Annotated in this window: 18 protein-coding genes; 12 read left to right on the plus strand and 6 right to left on the minus strand. The window is 59.4% G+C overall.

The genetic code is table 11. From position 1 onward, the window contains the following. Positions 1-39: 39 nt before the first annotated feature. Both H4I99_RS13655 and H4I99_RS13660 read left to right on the plus strand, forming a co-directional pair. Positions 40-792 carry an AzlC family ABC transporter permease gene (locus H4I99_RS13655; protein ID WP_163905339.1) on the plus strand — a complete coding sequence of 251 codons (753 nt, stop codon included), beginning with the start codon at positions 40-42 and terminating at the stop codon, positions 790-792. Beyond that, a complete protein-coding gene (locus H4I99_RS13660) occupies positions 789-1124 on the plus strand; it encodes a branched-chain amino acid transport AzlD family protein (RefSeq protein ID WP_163905341.1) in 336 nt (111 codons plus the stop codon). The genes H4I99_RS13655 and H4I99_RS13660 overlap by 4 nt, the downstream gene beginning before the upstream one ends. A gap of 40 nt (positions 1125-1164) precedes the next feature. Here the strand turns inward: H4I99_RS13660 and H4I99_RS13665 are convergent, their stop codons facing one another. Next, positions 1165-2046: a LysR substrate-binding domain-containing protein gene (locus H4I99_RS13665; protein ID WP_163905343.1), complete on the minus strand. Its 882-nt coding sequence runs from the start codon at positions 2044-2046 to the stop codon at positions 1165-1167. A gap of 122 nt (positions 2047-2168) precedes the next feature. Between H4I99_RS13665 and H4I99_RS13670 the strand changes: the two genes are divergently transcribed. After that, the gene (locus H4I99_RS13670) at positions 2169-3026 is read left to right on the plus strand and encodes an urea carboxylase-associated family protein (RefSeq protein WP_163905345.1); all 858 of its coding nucleotides are present in this window, start codon (positions 2169-2171) and stop codon (positions 3024-3026) included. 6 nt (positions 3027-3032) lie between these two features. On the opposite strand, the gene H4I99_RS24705 is transcribed toward H4I99_RS13670, so the two are convergent. The 5 genes from H4I99_RS24705 to H4I99_RS13690 form a co-directional block, all read right to left on the minus strand. Continuing rightward, positions 3033-3161 carry a hypothetical protein gene (locus tag H4I99_RS24705; RefSeq protein ID WP_280513871.1) on the minus strand — a complete coding sequence of 43 codons (129 nt, stop codon included), beginning with the start codon at positions 3159-3161 and terminating at the stop codon, positions 3033-3035. A 102-nt stretch (positions 3162-3263) separates the two neighbouring features. Beyond that, positions 3264-3689, minus strand: a complete 426-nt coding sequence (locus tag H4I99_RS13675) for an HIT family protein (RefSeq protein WP_163905347.1) — start codon at positions 3687-3689, stop codon at positions 3264-3266. A 69-nt stretch (positions 3690-3758) separates the two neighbouring features. Then, the gene (locus H4I99_RS13680; protein WP_163905349.1) at positions 3759-4949 is read right to left on the minus strand and encodes a GNAT family N-acetyltransferase; all 1191 of its coding nucleotides are present in this window, start codon (positions 4947-4949) and stop codon (positions 3759-3761) included. Positions 4950-4959: 10 nt separating this feature from the next. Beyond that, entirely contained in the window at positions 4960-5694 is a 735-nt protein-coding gene (locus H4I99_RS13685) for a glycerophosphodiester phosphodiesterase (RefSeq protein WP_163905351.1), read from the minus strand. Continuing rightward, complete coding sequence (locus H4I99_RS13690) at positions 5691-6161, minus strand: RidA family protein (RefSeq protein WP_163905353.1); 471 nt, start codon at positions 6159-6161, stop codon at positions 5691-5693. Before H4I99_RS13690 ends, H4I99_RS13685 begins: the two co-directional genes overlap by 4 nt. Positions 6162-6279: 118 nt before the next feature. On the opposite strand from H4I99_RS13690, the gene H4I99_RS13695 reads away from it, so the two are divergent. From H4I99_RS13695 to bamA, 9 genes are all read left to right on the plus strand, one after another. Then, positions 6280-7110, plus strand: a complete 831-nt coding sequence (locus H4I99_RS13695; RefSeq protein ID WP_163905355.1) for a cell envelope integrity EipB family protein — start codon at positions 6280-6282, stop codon at positions 7108-7110. Positions 7111-7307: 197 nt separating this feature from the next. Next, complete coding sequence (rpsB, locus tag H4I99_RS13700; RefSeq protein ID WP_163905357.1) at positions 7308-8075, plus strand: 30S ribosomal protein S2; 768 nt, start codon at positions 7308-7310, stop codon at positions 8073-8075. A gap of 248 nt (positions 8076-8323) precedes the next feature. Next, on the plus strand, positions 8324-9250 hold the full coding sequence (gene tsf / locus H4I99_RS13705) for a translation elongation factor Ts (protein ID WP_163905359.1): 927 nt from the start codon (positions 8324-8326) through the stop codon (positions 9248-9250). Between the two features lie 103 nt (positions 9251-9353). Continuing rightward, entirely contained in the window at positions 9354-10076 is a 723-nt protein-coding gene (gene pyrH, locus H4I99_RS13710) for a UMP kinase (protein WP_163905361.1), read from the plus strand. 52 nt (positions 10077-10128) lie between these two features. Further along, entirely contained in the window at positions 10129-10689 is a 561-nt protein-coding gene (frr, locus tag H4I99_RS13715) for a ribosome recycling factor (protein ID WP_163905363.1), read from the plus strand. Positions 10690-10733: 44 nt separating this feature from the next. Beyond that, positions 10734-11477, plus strand: coding sequence for an isoprenyl transferase (locus H4I99_RS13720; protein ID WP_163905365.1), 744 nt, complete (start codon positions 10734-10736; stop codon positions 11475-11477). A gap of 8 nt (positions 11478-11485) precedes the next feature. After that, positions 11486-12319 carry a phosphatidate cytidylyltransferase gene (locus H4I99_RS13725; protein ID WP_163905367.1) on the plus strand — a complete coding sequence of 278 codons (834 nt, stop codon included), beginning with the start codon at positions 11486-11488 and terminating at the stop codon, positions 12317-12319. Between the two features lie 33 nt (positions 12320-12352). Continuing rightward, positions 12353-13486, plus strand: coding sequence for an RIP metalloprotease RseP (gene rseP / locus H4I99_RS13730; RefSeq protein ID WP_163906301.1), 1134 nt, complete (start codon positions 12353-12355; stop codon positions 13484-13486). A gap of 192 nt (positions 13487-13678) precedes the next feature. Continuing rightward, positions 13679-16036 (plus strand): outer membrane protein assembly factor BamA, encoded by a 2358-nt coding sequence (gene bamA, locus H4I99_RS13735; protein ID WP_163905368.1) that lies wholly within the window; start codon positions 13679-13681, stop codon positions 16034-16036. Positions 16037-16047: the final 11 nt, after the last annotated feature.

Below are 16047 nucleotides of genomic sequence, written 5' to 3' on the forward strand. Positions count from 1 at the left end.
CCATTCCGCGCGTTCCGGTTTCTTCGTGGCTTCTCTTCAATGAACCAGCCTGCTCCTCAATTCACCTCGCTGCGCTGGGCGGCAAAGGGTGCGGCGGGCATCTTCAGCCTGCCGGCGATCATCCTCATGACCTCCTTCGTCGGTTTCGCCGCTTTTGCGCTCGAATCGGGCATTTCCCGCGAGCAGGCAATGCTGATGACGCTGATGGTGTGGGCATTGCCGGCGAAGATGATCCTGATCGGCATGATGGCGAGCGGAGCGAACATCCTGGCGATGTTTCTCGCGGTATCGCTTTCCTCGATCCGCATGATGCCCATGGTCGCTTCGCTCGTTCCGGAAATGCGCAACGAACGAACGCCGACCTGGCTGCTGCTCTTTCTCTCCCATTTCGTCGCGATCACCGCCTGGGTCTTCGCCATGGGTACGTTGAAGACTGTTCCCAGGGAGGCGCGTACCGCATATTTCGCCGGCTTTGGCCTGACACTGGTTGCGGTCAACACCGTGCTTGTGGGGGTGAGCTACGGTCTCGTCTCCACCTTTCCTCCGCCCGTTGCCGGGGTGCTGTTCTTCCTGACGCCCGTCTATTTCGTTGCGTCGATCTGGGCGTCGGCCCGCCATTCCGTGGTGCGGATCGCTTTCGTGGTGGGCGTCATCGGCGGTCCGCTACTGGCACTCGTCGCGCCGGGCTTCGACATCCTGATCGTCGGTCTTGGAGGCGGCACCCTGGCCTATCTGCTCGACCGTTATGTGGTTCGCACAAGGAAGTCGGGGATCGGAGGAGGCGAGCCATGAGTGCGACCGACTGGTGGCCCTACGTAGTGATTCTGGTCGCCGGTTGGCTTGCGACCGATATCTGGCGCTGGCTCGGTGTTGTGGCCGGCAACCGTTTGAACGAAGGTTCGGAAGCGCTTTTGTGGGTGAGGGCGGTTGCAACCGCCCTCGTCATGGCCGTCACAGCAAAACTCATCGTCTTCCCGACCGGCAGCCTTGAGCACACACCGCTATGGATGAGGCTCGGCGCGGCAGGCCTCGGCTTTCTGGCCTTCCTGCTGGCAGGTGAACGGGTCATCGTCGGCGTCGTCGTGTCGCTTGCGCTGCTTGCGCTTGGAATTACCCTGTATTGATGGGGCGTCACTAAACGAAACGGCCGTGGTTCGCGTTGGGCTACGGAGTGAGTTGGCCAGATTTTCGCGATTCCAAGAGTAGCCAGTCGCGCATGAGCGCGGCTTCCGGTGTCGGACGATCCTCTTCTATCAGCCAGTAATGTTTTTCCGTGTCGCTCGCCCGCTCGAAAAGGATCTGCAACGCGCCACGCGCCAGTTCGTCCGCGATCAGGGCGGTTGGGCAGAGCGCCACTCCCAGCCCCGAAGTCACCGAGCTTACCAGCAGGTTGAAATCCGCGAACAGGGGACCCGACTCCGTCGGTGCCGCGATTCCTCCTTCGGCAAACCATCTTCTCCATGCCGCCTTGTCTTCGTCATGCAGCAGATCCGCGCGGGCGAGGTCGGAGGTTTCAGGAAACGGGCCTTTCCGTTCGACATAGCCCCGTGTTGCGGTCGGACGGGTTGCCGCGCTGAGGATTGGCAGTGCCTCCGATGAGGGTCTGACGCCATGCTGGATCAGCAGATCGGCTTTTGCCTCCGCGGGCGTCACGGCGCCGGCTGAATAACTGATCATGACCTGTATGTCGGGATGCGCTGCCCGGAAGGCGGGAAGGCGAGGAGCAAGCCAGTGTGATACCACCGATGGCAGGCAGGCGAGGCGCACCTGTCGCCGCTGGCGCGCGGCCGAGAGCTGTTCCGCCGCCGCGGCGATTGCTCCGAGGCTGGTCGATACCGTGCGGCTGAAATCCCGACCTTCCGCAGTCAGTCGGACACCGCGGGCGCTGCGTTCGAAGAGTGCCACTCCGAACCAGTCTTCAAGCGCCCTGACATGCTGGCTGACGGCCGCTGCCGTCATGCCGAGTTCGGTGGCAGCATGACGGAAACTTTCCTTGCGGGCGGCGGCCTCGAAGGCGCGCAGGCTGGGGAGAGGCGGAAGCTTCATGTCTCCATGGCTAAGCCATGCTTGCCCTTGAGGCAAGGAGAAGCCGTCTTGTCAGAGGCTTTATGGGCGTGCAGTTTCCGAAGGTCGATTATCTCCAACGCGCAGCAATATGAAAGACGTCCATGACCATCAAGCCCGAGATAACAGTTCCCGCAGACGCCGCCGAGCGGCGCGCCGTCAAGCCGGTGGTCGTTTATCCCAATGGAACCTTGCCGACCCCGGATATGGCGCTGCTGAAGCAGGCCCGGACCAGTCTTGAAAAGATCGATGAGGTCATCGTCCCGCCGCGTGACGGGCGGACGTTCAACGTGCCGAAGGGCCATTTCTTCCGGATCGTCAGCGTCGAGGGATCGCAGGTCGGCGACCTCAACCTGTGGAATGCCAACGATCTTTCCGAGCGTTTCTTCAGCGGTAAGACCCGTGCGCTGCATGCCACCCACGTCACGGTTGGCGACCGTCTCTGGAGCACGCTTCCCTCTCTGAGACCGATGGCGACGATCACCCATGACACGCTTGCCTGGTACGGCTTCGATGACGACGGCGGCAGCGTTCACGATGTCATCGGCACGCGCTGCGATCCCTATACCAACAGGTTGCTGTCCGGTGGCGACTATCACAATTGCTGCCACTCGAACCTAACGCGGGCGCTCGCCGGCGCGCGGGGTATGGGCTTCTCGGAGGCAGAGCCTCATGTGCATGACGTGCTCAACGTCTTCATGTGCACGGGTTTCACTCGAGACACGCATCAATACTTCATGAAGGCGAGCCCGGTCCGGCCGGGCGATTTCATCGAGTTCTTCGCCGAGATCGATCTTCTCGGGGGCCTGTCGGCCTGCCCGGGCGGCGATTGCAGTTCGGAGCATTCGAGCGATACAGCCGCCTGCTATCCGCTGAAGGTCGAGATCTTCCGGCCCGATGTCGAACTCTTGAAGAACTGGCCGTTCCCGGAGCGGAATGGCTATGTCAGCCCGGAGCAGTGACGGCTGTCAGCCGATCAGCCAGAACAGGCCGCCGAAGATGATTATGAAGGCGATGATGACCCCGAGAATCCGGCCCAGGCCCTCGTTGGTGTTGGTGTGCTGCCCGACGATCGCGTAGTAGAAGTCGTTCTTCATCCCGGTTTTCCTTCCGTCCGTGTGGCTGCAATGGCCTTGCAAGTTCTGGAGCCGCGCGCTCCGCAGAAGGTTCCTGCCGACGCGCGACGCTGAGGCGGAAAATCAAAGTGCGGCCTTGATCTTCTCCGCATTGGCCTTCAGCACTTCGATATCTTCCATCTTGCCGGAATGCGGCTTGAGCGGCACGCCTTCGTGGCGCGGAATGACATGGAAGTGCAGGTGATAGACGGTCTGCCCGGCGGCCGGTTCGTTGAACTGGGCGACGAACACGCCATCGGCTTCAAAAGCTTCCTTGGCTGCGACCGCGAGCTTCTGCACGACCGGAATCAGTTTGGCGAGGACCGCGGGATCGGCATCGAGGAGGTTGCGGGAGCCAACCTTGGGAATCACCAGCAAATGCCCGGTTGCCTGTGGCATTACATCCATGAAGGCGAGGGTGTCGTCATCCTCATAGAGCTTTACGGAGGGGATCTCGCCTTTCAGGATCTTGGCGAAGATGTTGTTCGGATCGTAGGCCGGGCTGGTCATGGGTATCTCCTCATTGTCGGCGCCACTTAATGCGATCGCCCGCTCGGGATCAAGAATGGCTTTGGTCGATCAGTCGTCTTCGCGCTGTTGCCGCTCTCCCTTGCGGAAGGGTGTGTGCTCGTCGAGATAGTCGCCGATCTGCTCGACCTCCCGCCGCTCGTGCTCCAGATAGTCGGAGACCGCCTTCCTTAGCCCGGCATGGGCAATATAGTGAGCGGAATGGGTGGTCACCGGCTGGTAGCCGCGCGCAAGCTTGTGCTCACCCTGCGCGCCGGCCTCGACCTTTTTGAGACCCCTGGCGAGAGCGAAGTCTATTGCCTGGTGGTAGCAGACCTCGAAATGCAGGAAGGGGTGATCCTCGACGCAGCCCCAATGACGGCCGAACAGCGTATCGCCGCCGATGAAATTGATGGCGCCTGCAATATACTTGCCGCTGCGCCTTGCCATGACCAGCAGGATATCCTCCGCCATCCGTTCGCCGATCAGCGAGTAGAACATGCGGGTCAGGTACGGCTTGCCCCACTTGCGGCTGCCGGTATCCATATAGAAGGCGAAGAACTGGTCCCAGATGTCCTCGGTGAGGTCCGATCCGGTCAGCCAGTCGATGGTGATTCCGTTCTCAAGCGCGGCACGACGCTCCTTCTTCAGCGCCTTGCGTTTGCGGGAGGCGAGCGTTTCCAGAAACGCCTCATGATTGGCGTAGCCCTCATTGATGAAATGAAACTGCTGGTCGGTTCGATGCAGGAAGCCCTGCTGTTTGAATGCCGGCAATTCGTGTTCCGGCACGAAGGTGGCATGCGCAGAGGAAACGCCGAGTTCGTCCGCGACCTGCCGCAATCCGGAGGCCAAAACCTCTTGGATGGCGCTGTCATCCTGCCCGATAGCCGCCATCAGGCGCGGCCCTGTTGCGGGCGTGAAGGGAATGGCGCTTTGAAGTTTCGGATAATAGTGGCCGCCTGCGCGCTCGAAGGCGTCAGCCCAGCCATGGTCGAAGACATACTCGCCACGGCTGTGGTTCTTCAGGTAGGAGGGGACGGCGCCGATAAGTGCGCCGTCGCCGTTTTCGAGGAGAAGGTGATGACCGAGCCAGCCGGTCTCAGCCGTAGCCGAGCCCGATTCCTCCATCGCCGACAGGAAGGCATGGGAATTGAAAGGATTATAATCCTTCAATCCCCGGTAGGCGCCGGAGAGTTGGGTCCAGCGTTCCGGTGCGATCTTGCAAAAGGATCTTTCGATCCGGATCGTCAGCTCTCCTGTCATGGGTCTCCCGTCAGGCGGTTTCGACCAGCGTCTCGCGCGGATCGAAACCTTCGAAGGTCATCTGGTCTGCATACTTATAGGTATGCTCGCGCATGATTTCATCCCTGACCGTCCATGTGATGACCGGAATGCCTCTTTCCCTGAGGGCCGTGACGAAGCTGTTCGGCAGATGCGGTGCGCAGTAGGAAACGAAATCGAGCCCGAGCTGCATGGCTTCGTCATGCACGAAGAACTGTTCCGGATCCGCGCCTTCGGCCGTCAGTCCGACCGGGTAGGGGCATTCGAGGGACTTGAGGTCCTTCAGCAGCCAGTGGTCGAAGCTCATCAGCGCGACCTTGCCTTCATAGCCTTCCAGTACGTCGAGCACGGCTTCGGCGAGGCCGTCGTCCTCTTCGGCGCTGATGCCCTTGAGTTCTATGACCAGCGGCACGCGTCCCTTGACGAGGGTGAGCATCTGTCTGAGCGTTGGAATGCGGTCGGCGGTGCCGCCGATCGAAAGCATGCCCAGTTCGCCTGCGGTGCGTTCTCGCACCTCACCCTTCAGGCCGCAGAGGCGCTGCAGGTCGTGATCGTGAAAGACCATCGGCACGCTGTCGGACGAAAGCTGGATGTCGCATTCGATGGCGAAGCCGGCATCAACCGCCCGGGAAAAGGCCGAAAGCGTATTCTCCCAGACCTGTTTGTTCATGTCGTGATAGCCGCGATGGGCGACCGGACGTTCCTTGATCCAGTCTGCGGATGTCACGCCCTGATCTCCAGGATAGCGTCGATCTCGACGGCGGCATTGAGCGGCAGTGCTGCCATGCCGACGGCGGCGCGGGCATGCTTGCCGGCCTCGCCGAGAATGTTGGCGATCAGGTTGGAGGCGCCGTTGATGACGAGGTGCTGCTCGACGAAGCCGGAAGCCGACGCAACGAAACCGTTGAGCTTGATGACACGCACGATCCGGGAAAGATCGCCGCCAAGGGCGGACTTGGCCTGGGCCAGGATGTTGATGGCGCAGAGTTCGGCAGCCCGCTGCGCATCGGCAAGCGCGACATCGGAGCCCACGAGGCCGGTGATCGCCACTTTTCCGCCTTCAATCGGCAGCTGGCCGGAGAGATAAAGAAGGTTTCCGCTGATGACGTAGGGTACATAATTGGCGGCTGGGGCAGCTGCTTCCGGCAGCTGGATGCCCATGGCTGCCAGGCGACCGTCGATGCTATCGGACATGTGTGTTTCCCGGATCTGTTGGTAAGTTGAAAAAGAATCCTGTGGTGACCAAAGCAGGTCTCGCTTTTGCCGGATCTGTTCTTATAACATCGCGAAAGAGTCCAACAGGAGGATATCGATGTTTCGTTCGTCATTTGCCGTTGTGCTGACTGCCTTCGGAGCGCTCAGCATGACGGGTGCATCGGCGAATGCTGCGGTCGCGGGCGGTCTGGTGCCGCACCGCGCAGTCTACGATATCGAGTTGAAGCAGGCGTCAGACCGCTCCGGCATCGAGGGCATGCGCGGCCGCATGGTCTATGAGTTTAGCGGCTCGGAATGCGCCGGCTACACGACGAATTTCCGCTTTGTCACCCGGATCGATACCGGTGAACAGGTTCGCGTCACCGACCAGCAGAGCTTCACCTTCGAGGATTTAGCCAAGGGCAAGTTCCGCTTCGAGACTAAGTCTTTCACCGATGACCAGCTCGACAAGGATGTGAGCGGCGCGGCCGCCGACGAGAACGGCAAGGTGAAGATCGAGCTTTCGGAACCCGCCAAGCGTGCGGTTGAGCTGGCGGACAGCCGGTTCCCGGCCGAGCACATGCTCGAAGTCATCGACAATGCCCGCAAGGGGCGCACCTTCTTCGAGGCGCGCATATTCGATGGCTCGGAGGACGGCGACAAAAGCTACCTGACCACCACGATCGTTGGCCCTGAACGCAAGCCTGTCACGACCGAATCAAAAGACAAAGCGTCCGAGGCTTTGGCCGGCACCGCCTATTGGCCTGTGTCCATCGCCTATTACGACGAAAAGGCCGTTGGTGACGTTCTGCCAATCTATACCCAGTCCTTCAAGCTCTATGAAAACGGCATCACCCAGGATCTGACGCTTGACTACGGCGATTTCATCCTCAGCGGCAAGCTGACCAATCTGGAGGTCCTGGGTTCGGGAGACTGTAAGCCTCGCTGAGATTGCGGCAAGAGAAGGTATTCGTTCGATTTGTCACGCAATACTCTTGATTTCCAAGGGCAAGCCCTATAAGGGCAGCACCATTCCACACGCGAAGCTTGGGATCGACCGGGAGAAATCCGGCCGTTTCCGCCGGTGGCGTCGAAAAAGGGCGCTGTTTGCTTTGCGGGGGTTAAACCGGAAAAGGAGTAAAAGGCATGGCATTGCCCGATTTTAGCATGCGTCAGCTTCTGGAAGCTGGCGTTCACTTCGGTCACCAGACTCACCGCTGGAACCCGAAGATGAAGCCGTATATCTTCGGCGATCGTAACAACATCCACATCATCGACCTGGCTCAGACCGTTCCGATGCTGTCGCGCGCCCTTCAGGTTGTGTCCGACACCGTCGCTCGTGGTGGCCGCGTCCTGTTCGTTGGCACCAAGCGTCAGGCTTCCGAGCTGATTGCTGACTCGGCCAAGCGTTCGGCCCAGTACTACGTCAACTCCCGCTGGCTCGGCGGCATGATGACCAACTGGAAGACCATTTCGAACTCGATCCAGCGTCTGCGCAAGCTCGATGAGATCCTGTCTTCGGAACAGTCCGGCTACAACAAGAAAGAGCGCCTGAACCTTGAGCGCGAGCGCGAAAAGCTCGACAAGGCTCTCGGTGGTATCAAGGACATGGGCGGCACGCCGGACCTGATGTTCATCATCGACACCAACAAGGAAAAGATCGCGATCGACGAAGCCAAGCGCCTCGGCATCCCGGTCGTTGCGATCATCGACTCGAACTGCGATCCGGACCTGATCGACTACCCGATCCCGGGTAACGACGACGCTTCGCGCGCTATCTCGCTGTATTGCGACCTGATTGCCCGCGCTGCCATCGACGGCATTGCTCGTCAGCAGGGTGCTGCTGGCCGCGACATCGGCGCTTCCGCCGAAGTTCCGGTCGAGCCCGCTCTCGAAGGCGAAGCCGGCGCCTGATTCGAACTGGCGGGTTCGCCCGCCATCGCAGTATAGTTGCAATCGGCCGCCACTCAGCCAATCGGGTTGGCGGCCGGTTCCGTTTTTAAAGGCCGGCCCGGTCGTGGGTGCAAACCTCCGAGCCGTGGCGAATTCGACGTGATGGTTCGGCTTCATCACGATGTCACACTTCCGGGTACAACTCGTGCCCAAAACAGGCGCCGATGGCATTTTCGCACGGCGTCGCGTGAAACGATAAGAGGCAAACAATGGCTGAAATCACTGCTGCACTGGTGAAGGAACTGCGCGAAAAGTCTGGCGCAGGCATGATGGATTGCAAGAAGGCTCTGACCGAGACCAACGGTGACATCGAAGCCGCAATCGACTGGCTGCGCGCCAAGGGTATCGCCAAGGCCGACAAGAAGTCGGGCCGCACCGCCGCTGAAGGTCTGATCGGCATTGCCAGCGCTGGCCACAAGGCTGTCGCCATCGAACTTAACTCCGAAACCGACTTCGTTGCCCGTAACGATGCCTTCCAGGACCTCGTCCGCGGCATCGCAAGCGTTGCGCTGAACACCGACGGTTCCGTTGAAGCTGTATCGGCTGCGACCTACCCGGCAACCGGCAAGTCCGTAGCTGACACGGTCAAGGATGCAATCGCCACGATCGGCGAAAACATGACCCTGCGCCGCGCCGCCAAGCTCGAAGTCGAGCACGGCGTTGTTGCCACCTACGTGCACAACGCTGCTGGCGACGGCATCGGCAAGCTCGGCGTTCTGGTTGCCCTGAAGTCGGTCGGCGACAAGGAAGTCCTGACCTCGATCGGCCGTCAGGTTGCCATGCACATCGCTGCAACCAACCCGCTCGCCATCCGCGCTGAAGAAGTCGACGCAGCCGTTGCCGAACGCGAACGCAACGTCTTCATCGAGCAGTCCCGCGCTTCCGGCAAGCCGGACAACATCATTGAAAAGATGGTTGAAGGCCGCATGCGCAAGTTCTTCGAAGAAGTCGCGCTTCTGTCGCAGGCCTTCGTCATTAACCCCGACATCACCGTCGGCCAGGCTGTCAAGGACGCTGAAAAGCTTGCTGGCGCCTCGATCGAGGTTGTCGGCATGGCCCGCCTGCTGCTTGGCGAAGGCGTCGAGAAGGAAGAGAGCGACTTCGCTGCCGAAGTTGCCGCTGCTGCCAAGGGCTGATCGCCCATTGGTCGGTGGACCATGTTAGGGAAAAAATCGGGCATCGCGTGACAACGCGATGCCCTTCGTGTATCCGGCATCAGATCAATCCCTAGGAGCCAGCATGTCTTCCAAGCCCATCTACAAGCGTGTTCTTCTGAAGGCCTCCGGCGAAGCCCTGATGGGCAGCCAGGGCTTCGGCATCGACGTGGCAGTCGCTGATCGCATCGCTTCCGATATCGCTCGGGCGCGTTCCATGGGTGTCGAGGTCGGCGTCGTCGTCGGCGGCGGAAATATTTTTCGCGGTGTCGCTGTTGCTTCCAAGGGTGGCGACCGGGTGACCGGCGACCACATGGGTATGCTGGGCACCGTCATCAACGCGCTGGCGCTTGCGACATCGCTGCGCAAGCTCGACGTCGATACCGTCGTGCTCTCTGCCATTGCCATGCCGGAAATCTGCGAAAGCTTCTCCCAGCGCGGCGCGCTGCACCATCTGTCTCAGGGCAGGGTGGTTATCTTCGCCGGCGGTACTGGCAACCCGTTCTTCACCACGGATTCGGCCGCAGCGCTGCGCGCCGCCGAAATCGGCGCGGAGGCGATCTTCAAGGGTACCCAGGTGGATGGCATTTACTCCGCCGACCCGAAGAAGGATCCTTTGGCAACCCGCTTCGACAAGCTCACCCATAGCGAAGTTCTGGACAAGGGGCTGGCCGTCATGGATGTGGCGGCGGTGGCCCTTGCGCGCGAAAATGCCATTCCGATCATCGTCTTCTCGATTCACGAGGCAGGCGGTTTTTGCGATATTCTGTCCGGCGCCGGTCGCATGACCATCGTTACCGATCATTGATACACGGCTTTCCTTCCCGGGAACGTCGAACGAAGAATAAAGGGAGTTCATCATGAGCGAAGGCATTGATCTCAACGACATCAAGCGCCGTATGGAAGGCGCTATCAACGCATTCAAGCACGATATAGCATCGTTGCGCACGGGGCGCGCGTCGGCCAACATTCTGGATCCGGTAACTGTCGAGGCTTACGGCTCGCGCGTGCCGCTGAACCAGGTGGCCAACGTAACTGTGCCGGAACCGCGCATGCTCGGCATTTCTATCTGGGATAAGTCGATGGTAAACGCGGTTGATCGCGCCATCCGCGAAGCCAACCTCGGCCTTAACCCGATCATCGACGGCCAGAACCTGCGTATTCCGCTGCCGGAACTCAACGAAGAACGCCGCAAGTCTCTGGTCAAGGTTGCGCATGACTATGCCGAAAAGGCCAAGGTGGCGATTCGCCACGTTCGCCGCGACGGCATGGACGGCCTTAAAAAGGCCGAGAAGGACGGTGTGATTGGGCAGGACATCAGCCGCTCGCAGTCCGAAAAGGTGCAAAAGATGACCGACGACACGATTTCCGAAGTCGATCGCTTGCTCGTCGACAAGGAAAAGGAAATCATGCAGGTTTGATGCGGTCCGCCGCCCTGTACGAGTTTATCAAACCGGAACCGTCAATGTCGAAAGCCGAAAACTGCCGCGCTCCCGAGCATGTTGCGATCATCATGGATGGCAACGGTCGTTGGGCGAATGCACGGGGCCTGCCACGCGCGGTGGGTCACCGCAAGGGCGTGGAAGCGGTGCGTGAGATCGTGCGGGCTGCAGCGGATGCCGGCGTGGCTTATCTGACGCTGTTCGCTTTCTCGTCTGAGAACTGGCGCCGGCCGGAGGCCGAGGTCAACGATCTCTTCGGCCTCCTGAAGATGTTCATCCGTCGCGACCTGGCGGAACTGCATCGCGAGAATGTCCGCATTCGCATCATCGGTGATCGCGTCAACCTGCAGGGGGATATCCTTTCCCTTCTGCTGGAGGCGGAAGAGACAACGAGGAACAACACCGCGCTCACCCTGGTCATTGCCTTCAATTACGGGGCGAGGGACGAAATGGCGCGCGCCATGTCGGCGATCGCTGCCGACGTTGAACAAGGACGCCTCAAGGCGTCCGACGTGACGTCTGCGCTGATCGACGGCCGTCTTGATACTGCCGGCATTCCCGATCCCGATCTGATCATCCGCACCAGTGGCGAGGAACGCCTTTCCAACTTCCTTCTCTGGCAGGCAGCCTATTCGGAACTGATGTTTGTGCCCGAATACTGGCCAGACTTCAGTCGCGAGGTTTTCTTTGCCGCCCTGGAGCGTTACGCCTCCCGTGACCGCCGCTTCGGCGGGATCTCGGACAAGGCAGTCGCGCTCGGATCGTAGCAGTGCTGATGTCCCGGGAATTAACGCTCCGCATTTATTCGGCGATCGTTCTGGCCGCAATCGTCCTCACGGCTACCTGGTTGGGTGGTTTTGCATTCCGGCTGCTGTCCGTGCTGATCGGCCTTCTCGTTTATTACGAGTGGTCCAGAATGACGCAGCTTGCGGAGAGCAACATGCGTGGCCACGCCTTTGGCTGGTTTTCAGTCTCCGTCATCGGCCTCAACATGCTGTTCGGCTCCCCCGATTTGACCGTGCCGCTCCTTGCCGGTTTGGTCGTCACTGCTATCCTGCCGTCTATCGCGGGAAACTGGCGGTGGTGGCAGGTGGGGGGCATCTTCTATTCCGGTCTCAGCGCCGTTTCCCTGGCCGCGATCCGAGGTGAGGATTCTGTCGGCTTTGCCGCCATGCTTTTTGTTTTCGCCGTGGTTTGGGCGACCGATATCCTGGCCTATTTCGTCGGCCGCGCGATTGGCGGCCCGAAGCTTGCGCCTAGGATCTCACCCGGCAAGACGTGGTCGGGGGCGATCGGCGGTACGATTGCCGGCGTATTGGGTGGCACTGCGGTGGCGCTTGCCTTTTTCCAGTCGGTCGGCCTTTGGATACCAGTTGTTGCGCTGCTCCTCTCTGTTGCAGGCCAGATCGGCGATCTTTTCGAATCGTTTATCAAGCGGCGTTTCGGTGTGAAAGATTCGAGCCACCTCATTCCAGGGCACGGCGGTGTCATGGATCGTGTTGACGGACTTGTTTTTGCCTGTTTTGCAGCTTTCTTTCTTGCTGTAGGGTTCTCCACATTTGGCAAGGGGGCGGTCACGTCGCTTGGAGCGTTCCTGTTCGGTCTTTGACGGGAGTGGGAACGCCGTAAACGGAATGGGATGATGGATCATATTACCGCGTTTTTCGGCTTTCTCGTCGGCTATATCCTGCCATACGTGATCGTTCTTTCCCTGCTCGTTTTCGTGCATGAGCTCGGCCATTATCTTGCCGGACGCCTATCGGGCATTCGCGTGCTCGCCTTTTCCGTTGGCTTCGGACCCGAACTGGTCGGATTCACCGATGGGCATGGAACTCGTTGGAAAATCTCTGCTATTCCCCTTGGAGGATATGTCCGGTTCTTCGGCGATGCCGATGCTTCAAGCCGACCGGATGGCGGGGAGCTTGAGGAACTGACACCCGAGGATCGCGCCCGGACTCTCGCCGGCGCCAAGCTGTGGAAAAGGGCAGTCACTGTTGCGGCCGGCCCCATTGCGAATTTCGTTCTGGCAATCGCCATTTTCGCCGTTCTTTTCGGCACGATGGGCAAGCCCGTTGCAGATCCCGTCGTCGCCGAGGTCAAGGCCGACAGCGCTGCCGCGGAGGCGGGTGTTCAGCCGGGCGATGTTCTCGTGGCTCTGGATGGCGAAGCGGTTCAAACTTTTGACGACGTCGTCCGCTATATCAGCATGCGGCCGGAAATCGCGGTTGTCGTGACCGTTCGCCGGAATGGTGGCGAACTCGCGCTGAACATGACGCCGCGCCGGGTGGAAACGTCCGATCGCTTCGGCAACAAGATGGAAGTCGGGCAGATTGGCATCGTCACCAACCAGCAGTCGGGGAATTTCCGTATCGTGGAGCTGACGCCGCTGCAGGCCGTGGGCGAGGGGGCCCGGCAGACGTGGCATATCGTCACCGGCACTGTCGACTATCTGTCGAATCTGATTGCCGGCCGAATGAATGCGGATCAGCTTGGAGGTCCCGTCAGGGTCGTGCAGGCGTCCGGCCAGATGGCGACATTGGGTGTTGTCGCTCTCGTCAATCTTGCCGCTGTTTTGTCTGTTTCCCTTGGACTTCTGAATTTGATGCCAATTCCGGTCCTTGACGGCGGCCATCTCCTCCTCTACGCGCTTGAAGCGTTGCGAGGGAAACCGGTAGGCCCGAATGCACAGGAGATCGCTTTCCGCATCGGATTGGCGATGATCGTGTCACTGATGGTCTTTGCCACCTGGAACGACATCAGCAGGCTGATCGGCTAAGGTCGTCTTGCCAATTTTGTAGGGATTTGTTTACGATGTTTCAAACTGATAGTGGCGATTGGGCCACGCATGGAAACGAAGTAAATAGAAATTAACGTCCGCCCTTGCTTGTAGGGTAAAACCCGTTAAAACCACACACGGGCCGGAGTCGGGGTACGGCTTCGGGACAATGGAAGAAGGTTGAGAATACACATGAAGGCTGGTTCAAGATTTTTGAACGCAGTATCGGCGGTCGCGCTGTCTGCTGGTGTTGTTTCTTCGGGCGCAGGTGTGGCTGTCCTTGCATCGGCCGTTGCGGCCCAGGCTGCCGTCATTCAGCGTATCGAGGTTAAGGGCGTTCAGCGTGTCAGCCCCGAGGCTGTGCGCTCGAATATCTCAATCAAGCCGGGTAAGAGTTTCTCGAACACGGATATCGATGAATCCGTCAAGCAGCTCTATGCGACCGGCTTCTTCTCCGACGTACGTATTTCCGTTTCCGGAAGTACGCTCGTGGTGAGCGTGTCCGAGGCTCAGTTGATCAACCAGGTGGTCTTCAATGGCAATCGGAAGATCAAGGATGAAAAGTTGCGCGGCATCGTTCAGACCCAGCCAATGGGTCCGTACAGCCAGGCGCTGACTGCTGCTGACATCTCCCGTATCAAGGAGGCTTACGCCAGCATCGGTCGCAGCGATGTCGAGGTGACGACGCAGGTCGTTCCGGTCGCGGAAGGTCGTGTCAATCTGGCCTTCGTGATCAATGAAGGTGAGCGTACCAAGATCTCCAAGATCAACTTTGTCGGCAATAATGCCTATGGTGACAGCCGCCTTCAGTCGGTTATCCAGACCAAGCAGTCTGGCGTTCTGTCCTTCTTGACCCGTAAGGACGTTTACAACGAGGACAAGCTGCGCGCTGACGAAGAAGCGCTGCGCCAGTTCTATTACAATCATGGTTACGCCGACTTCCGCGTCGTTTCTTCCGATGTTTCGCTGAACGAGGCGGGGAATGAATACACCATAACGATCACCGTCGATGAGGGCGAGCGTTACAAGTTCGGCGACGTCAAGGTAGAGTCGACGGTTGAAGGTGTCGATGGTGCCGATCTGCAGGGGCTTCTCGAAAGTCACGCTGGCAGCACCTACAGCGCCAAGGATGTTCAGAAGTCCATGGAGGCAATCTCGCAGCGGGTTGCAGCCAAGGGTTATCCCTTTGCTCGCGTTGTTCCGCGCGGCGACCGAAACTTCGGCAACAACACCATCGGTGTAACCTATCTCGTCGATCAGGGTGAGCGCGCCTACGTTGAGCGCATCGAAATCCGTGGCAATACCCGTACGCGTGACTATGTCATTCGTCGCGAGTTCGATCTGTCTGAAGGTGATGCCTTCAATCAGGAAGTCATTACTCGCGCGAAGCGTCGTCTTGAGGCTCTCGGATACTTCACGAGCGTGAACATTTCGACGCAGCAGGGTACCGCTCCGGACCGTGTTGTTCTCGTCGTGGACGTCGAAGATCAGCCGACCGGTTCGTTCGGTATCGGTGCCGGTTATTCGGTCGGTGGCGATGGCCTTGTTCTGGAAGCTTCGGTCGAAGAAAAGAACTTCCTTGGTCGCGGTCAGTTCATTCGTCTCGCCGTCGGTGGCGGTTTCGAAGACAGCCGTACCTATAACTTCTCCTTCACCGAGCCGTATTTCCTCGGCTACCGTCTGGCTGCGGGTTTCGACCTGTTCAAGAGTCAGACCAGCAGCAATTCGGATTACAAGTACGAGGAGCAGGGTGTTACCTTCCGCGTCACCGCGCCGATCACCGAAGATCTCGCTACGACCGTTCGTTACACCTACAAGCAGATCAAGTATAAGGAAGATGGCGCCTTCGGCACCGATGGTATCGCGCATACCTCGGACGACACGCTTTCCGATCCGTATATCGATCTGATTGAAGAGAGCCCGTGGAAGCAGTCGATCATCGGTCACTCCTTCGTTTACAATACGCTCGATGATCGCACGATGCCACGCGAGGGTATTTATGCCAGCTTGACGCATGAATATGCGGGTCTCGGTGGCGACTCTGACTATTACAAGGTCTACGGCAAGTTCCGTTACTTCCATCCGCTTTCAGACGAATTCGATATCATTGGTTCGGTCTCGGCCAGCGCCGGTCATGTCATCGCCACCGATGGCAAGCTGAACGTTTTTGATCAGTTCCAGATCGGCGGCAAGGAGCTGCGCGGCTTCGATACCCAGGGTATTGGCGCTCGTGCGGGTGACGATCCACTCGGTGGTACGACCTACTTTACCGCTTCGGCTGAAGCCAGCTTCCCGATGCCACTGGTTCCGCAGGATCTTAATCTGCGCGGCGCGATCTTCGCGGATGCCGGTACTCTGTACGGTAATGATGTCAGCACCGGCAGGTCGACGGTTGTTGGTACCGATATGTCGGTCCGTGCGTCGGTCGGCGCAGGTATCGTCTGGTTGTCGCCCTTCGGTCCTCTGCGCTTCGACTACGCGGTTCCGGTCGCCAAGGAAGACTACGACGAAGTTCAGAACTTCCGCTTCAGCATGGCGAACCAGTTCTAAGGTCTGTAGCC

The organism is Paenirhizobium daejeonense, from assembly GCF_014280875.1.
In the GTDB taxonomy this organism is placed as follows: Bacteria; Pseudomonadota; Alphaproteobacteria; order Rhizobiales; family Rhizobiaceae; genus Allorhizobium; species Allorhizobium daejeonense.

What these genes read in the sequence shown, in the direction of transcription:
- H4I99_RS13655 (WP_163905339.1), top strand. Translation starts at nt 40, where the DNA reads ATGAACCAGCCTGCTCCTCAATTCACCTCGCTGCGCTGGGCGGCAAAG.
- H4I99_RS13660 (WP_163905341.1), top strand. Translation starts at nt 789, where the DNA reads ATGAGTGCGACCGACTGGTGGCCCTACGTAGTGATTCTGGTCGCCGGT.
- H4I99_RS13665 (WP_163905343.1), bottom strand. Translation starts at nt 2,046, where the DNA reads ATGAAGCTTCCGCCTCTCCCCAGCCTGCGCGCCTTCGAGGCCGCCGCC.
- H4I99_RS13670 (WP_163905345.1), top strand. Translation starts at nt 2,169, where the DNA reads ATGACCATCAAGCCCGAGATAACAGTTCCCGCAGACGCCGCCGAGCGG.
- H4I99_RS24705 (WP_280513871.1), bottom strand. Translation starts at nt 3,161, where the DNA reads ATGAAGAACGACTTCTACTACGCGATCGTCGGGCAGCACACCAACACC.
- H4I99_RS13675 (WP_163905347.1), bottom strand. Translation starts at nt 3,689, where the DNA reads ATGACCAGCCCGGCCTACGATCCGAACAACATCTTCGCCAAGATCCTG.
- H4I99_RS13680 (WP_163905349.1), bottom strand. Translation starts at nt 4,949, where the DNA reads ATGACAGGAGAGCTGACGATCCGGATCGAAAGATCCTTTTGCAAGATC.
- H4I99_RS13690 (WP_163905353.1), bottom strand. Translation starts at nt 6,161, where the DNA reads ATGTCCGATAGCATCGACGGTCGCCTGGCAGCCATGGGCATCCAGCTG.
- H4I99_RS13695 (WP_163905355.1), top strand. Translation starts at nt 6,280, where the DNA reads ATGTTTCGTTCGTCATTTGCCGTTGTGCTGACTGCCTTCGGAGCGCTC.
- rpsB (WP_163905357.1), top strand. Translation starts at nt 7,308, where the DNA reads ATGGCATTGCCCGATTTTAGCATGCGTCAGCTTCTGGAAGCTGGCGTT.
- tsf (WP_163905359.1), top strand. Translation starts at nt 8,324, where the DNA reads ATGGCTGAAATCACTGCTGCACTGGTGAAGGAACTGCGCGAAAAGTCT.
- pyrH (WP_163905361.1), top strand. Translation starts at nt 9,354, where the DNA reads ATGTCTTCCAAGCCCATCTACAAGCGTGTTCTTCTGAAGGCCTCCGGC.
- frr (WP_163905363.1), top strand. Translation starts at nt 10,129, where the DNA reads ATGAGCGAAGGCATTGATCTCAACGACATCAAGCGCCGTATGGAAGGC.
- H4I99_RS13720 (WP_163905365.1), top strand. Translation starts at nt 10,734, where the DNA reads ATGTCGAAAGCCGAAAACTGCCGCGCTCCCGAGCATGTTGCGATCATC.
- H4I99_RS13725 (WP_163905367.1), top strand. Translation starts at nt 11,486, where the DNA reads ATGTCCCGGGAATTAACGCTCCGCATTTATTCGGCGATCGTTCTGGCC.
- rseP (WP_163906301.1), top strand. Translation starts at nt 12,353, where the DNA reads ATGGATCATATTACCGCGTTTTTCGGCTTTCTCGTCGGCTATATCCTG.
- bamA (WP_163905368.1), top strand. Translation starts at nt 13,679, where the DNA reads ATGAAGGCTGGTTCAAGATTTTTGAACGCAGTATCGGCGGTCGCGCTG.